This window comes from Accumulibacter sp. (genome assembly GCF_031732815.1).
In the GTDB taxonomy this organism is placed as follows: domain Bacteria; phylum Pseudomonadota; class Gammaproteobacteria; order Burkholderiales; family Rhodocyclaceae; genus Accumulibacter.
In genome coordinates, this window is sequence record NZ_JAVMKF010000192.1 from 1 (window position 1) to 3941 (window position 3941).

1 protein-coding gene is annotated in these 3941 nt (G+C 67.0%); it reads left to right on the top strand.

What is annotated here, in order from left to right; all coding sequences use genetic code 11:
* Nucleotides 1–20 precede the first annotated feature (20 nt).
* Entirely contained in the window at nucleotides 21–3941 is a 3921-nt protein-coding gene (locus RKP46_RS12600; RefSeq protein ID WP_311106967.1) for a CHAT domain-containing protein, read from the top strand.

Below are 3941 nucleotides of genomic sequence, written 5' to 3' on the forward strand. Positions count from 1 at the left end.
CCGGATTTGCCGGCAGCAGCTTGGACGCCGACGGCGTTCCCATCTGGCCGGACCTGCACTGCCTGGCGGCCGGCGGCTTTTCCCGGCTGGGGAGCGATGCCACCGGCGTGGTGGCGGGAGAGCTGCTCGATCGAACATACGGCGCGCTCTGCCGAACGCTCGAACAATCGCACGACGTCCGGCCTTTCGCCTACGACTGGCGGCTCTCGATCGAGGACACGGCGGCAGCGCTGGCGCGTGCGCTTGGTAAGGCACTCGGCAGCGGCAGCGTGCCGGTCCGCGTCGTCGCTCACGGCATGGGCGGGCTGGTCGCCCGGACCGCGCTTGCGACCGATAGCGCTCTCTGGGACGCGTTCCGCAGCCGCACCGGCTGCCGGCTGATCATGCTGGGCAGCCCCAATGAGGGCACGCACGCGAGCGTGATGATGCTGATGCGGCGCGACCGGCTGACGCGGATGCTGACAATGATCGACGTCAGCTCGAGCGCCCTCGACCACGCGCAGGTCATCGCCCGCTTTCCGGGAGTGTTGCAGCTCCTGCCGCGCGATGCCGGCTTCGATCTGTTCTCTGCCGATGGCTGGCAGCGCCTGCACGCCCTCGACCCCGATCGCGCGTCCTGGGTCGTCCCGCGCGAGGATGACATCAAGAAGGCGAAGGCCTTCCGCGAGCGCTATCGCGAGATGCCGTTCGATGCGGAGCGCATGCTCTACATCGCCGGTCACGCGGCAACACCGTGCGCGATTGAGATCGAGACACCGCCCGCAGCGCCTGCTCAGATCGGCTTCGCCCAGACGTGGGAGGGCGACGGCCAGGTGCCGTGGAGCACCGGCATCGTGGCGGGGACGCTGCGGCGCTGGTATGCCGCCTGCCGCCACGGCGATCTGCCAGGCGATAGCGCCGTACTTGGGGCATTGAGCGAGATCCTTGACCAGGGGACAACCAACAGGCTTGCCGCGCTGCCGGGGTCCGTTCGCGAACGCGGCCAGCCGCAGCCGGTCACCCGCGAAACCGTGGCGCTTTTCCCTGCCGCCACCGATCTCGAGGCAGCCGCTGCGGACGGTACGGTGCAGCCGCCGCCGCATCCCGGCCTCCCGCCGCTTACCATCACGGTTTCGCACGGCAACCTCGCCTTCGCTGCCTATCCGGTGCTGGTGGGACACTACAACGGCGACACCCTGAATGGCCCGGAAGGGCACCTCAACCACCTGCTCGACGGCCGGCTGGAAACGCGGCGTACGCTCGGCCTTTACCCGGGCGCGATCGGCACCGCCGAAGTCGTCCTCGACGACAACACGCGACCCGCGGGCGCCGTCGTCGTCGGTCTGGGCGATCCCGGCAGCCTAGACCCGGCAGGTCTCGAACAAGCACTCGTCCACGGCCTGTTGCGCTATGCCGTCGACCAGTTCGATGGGTGCCGCGGGCAGGCGACGAATGGCGCGTCGTCAGCGCCGCTGCGCTTGAGCCTGCTGCTGGTCGGTGCCGGCGAAGGCGGCCTCACGGTGGAGGCCTGCGTCAAGGCGCTGAGCGAGGCCGTCGTGCGGGCGCATAAGGCGCTCACCGAGAGTCATCCGGCCGGCCGCGTCTACGACGCCATCGAGATCATCGAGCTCTACGAACATCGCGCGATCGACATCTGGCACGCGCTGAACAGTCTGCTTTCGGCCGATGCCAGCGCCGCCGATGCCAGCGGCAGGCGACCTTTGCGGCTGGCGCCGGAGATCAACCGCCGCGATGGCGGCCGCAGGCGCGTCCGCAGCGAGCTGGACCGCTCCTGGTGGCAGCCCGTGCAGGTGAGCATGGATGTCGTGGCAGGCGAGTACCTCCTCAAGGTGAGCACCGCCGCCGGCCGCGCGCGCGTCGAGGCGACGACCGTGTACGGGACCGTCGAGATGGCGCGCCGCCTGTCGGAACAGGCGAAGCGGGATAAGGTTGGCGGGCCTTCGGTCGAGACGCCGGGGCGCGCGCTCTACGAACTCCTGTGGCCCAACCGTCTGAAGAGCGAAGGCTTCGGGGATCGCAATTTGAGGCTGATCCTCGACGAGCGGGCAGCCTCCCTGCCGTGGGAGCTCTTGGACGATCGCCGCTCTTGGGAAACCGCGCTGGCGAGCAAAGCCGATCCGCCGGCCATCCGCGCCGGTCTTGTTCGCCAGCTCGTGCAGCAGCGGTACCGCGAACAGACCGGCAGCACCGCCGGCCGCCGGCAGGCGCTTGTCATCGGCGACCCGCGCGGCGATCCGGCCCGCGAATACAAGCCGCTCCAAGGCGCGCTGAAGGAGGCGACCGACGTCGCGACGCTCCTGGAGCGCAAGGGTTTTGCGGTGACACGCCTGATCGGCGATCAGGTCTTTCCCGAGCAGGTCATCGGCGCGCTGTTGTCCGAGCGCTGGCAGATCGTGCACATCGCCGCCCACGGCGACGTCGAGCACGACATCGCTGTGAACACGCCGATCGCTGGCGATGCCGCTGCCGGCAGCCTGCAGCGGACCCGCAAAGCGACCGGCATCGTCCTGGGCCGGAACCTGTTTCTCGAGCCCAGCATGCTCGAACAGATGCCGGTGGCGCCGGACCTGTTTTTCGTCAACTGCTGCCACGTCGGCGAGGTCGACGCCGACCGGGAGGCGGCACTGGCGGCGCGCCGGCCGGAGCTCGCCGCTTCCATCGCCGTGCAGCTGATCCGCATGGGCGTGCGCGGCGTGGTGGCCGCCGGCTGGGCTATCAACGACCACCTCGCGCGAGCCTTTGCGACCCAGTTCTATCAAGGCTTCCTTGCCACTCAGGAGTTCGGCCGGGCGGTGCGCACAGCCCGCGAGGCGGCCTATCGGCAGTCACCTGCGGACCCGACCTGGGGCGCCTATCAGTGCTACGGCGAGCCGGACTGGCGCTGGGGCACCACATCGGCGGAAGGGCGCAGCGACGAACCGACCACCTTCGCCGCGCCGGTGGAAGCCATGATCGAGATTGATCACATCCGCAGGGACGCGCAAACGCTGGGCGCGTGCGATCCAAGAGGTCTCAAGGCAAAGCTCGATGACTTGCGGGCGCGTCTGCGGGCTGATGAGACGCACCGTGCTTGGCTTGCGAGCGGGGAAATGTTGGTCGCGTTCGGCCGCGCCTACGCGGAGCTCGACGCGCTAGATCAGGCTATCGCCGATTTCGAGCGCGCACTCAAAGCCAATCGCGGCTCGGCCGCCATCAGCGACCTTGAACAGTTATCGTACTTGCGGGTGCGCAAGGCGGCGTACGATGCGTACCACGGCGATAAACAAGCAAACGCCGCAGTTGGAGAAATTAGAAAGGAAATAAGTACGCTAAAGCGCCTTGGCACGATGGGCAGCACGGCGGAGCAGTTTGGGCTGATCGCCTCAGCGCTTCAACTCTTGGCGACGATCGTTGCTCCGGAAAAAGTGGCAGACACTCTCAATGAGATGCAAAGGGAGCTGAAGAAGGCTGAGAAATGCGAACGGGAAGCGGTGGCCGAAGGGAGTGGCCGGGCATCGGGCCTCGCCTATCGGACGCTGATGGTCCACTTTGCCCACGTCGCCATCGCGCTCATTCAGGACACGCCGCCGCCAGGAAGTATTTTGGAATCGATCGACGAATGTCTTTGCGAGGTGGAGAACGATAACAGTGAGCAATCGAGTTTCCTTATCGGTATCAGCCGCGCCGATGCGGCGCTCGTTTCGGCGCTGGCGGCGGCCTTAGGAAACATCGCTCTAGGGCTTGGCCAGCCGCTGATCAGCGACGATGATTATGAGAAGATCAGCGCTCTCTATTTGGCGGTATGCCGGAGTAGAGGTTCGCCCCTCAAGCTGAGTTCGGTCGTCGATCGCCTCAACTTCTTCCTCGTCATCGTCGACAACAGCGCGATCGCTGCCGAGGTGAGGCACGACCTCGTCCAAGCGCTCGCCCGCATCCGCGACCGCCTGCTTGTCATAGCATGA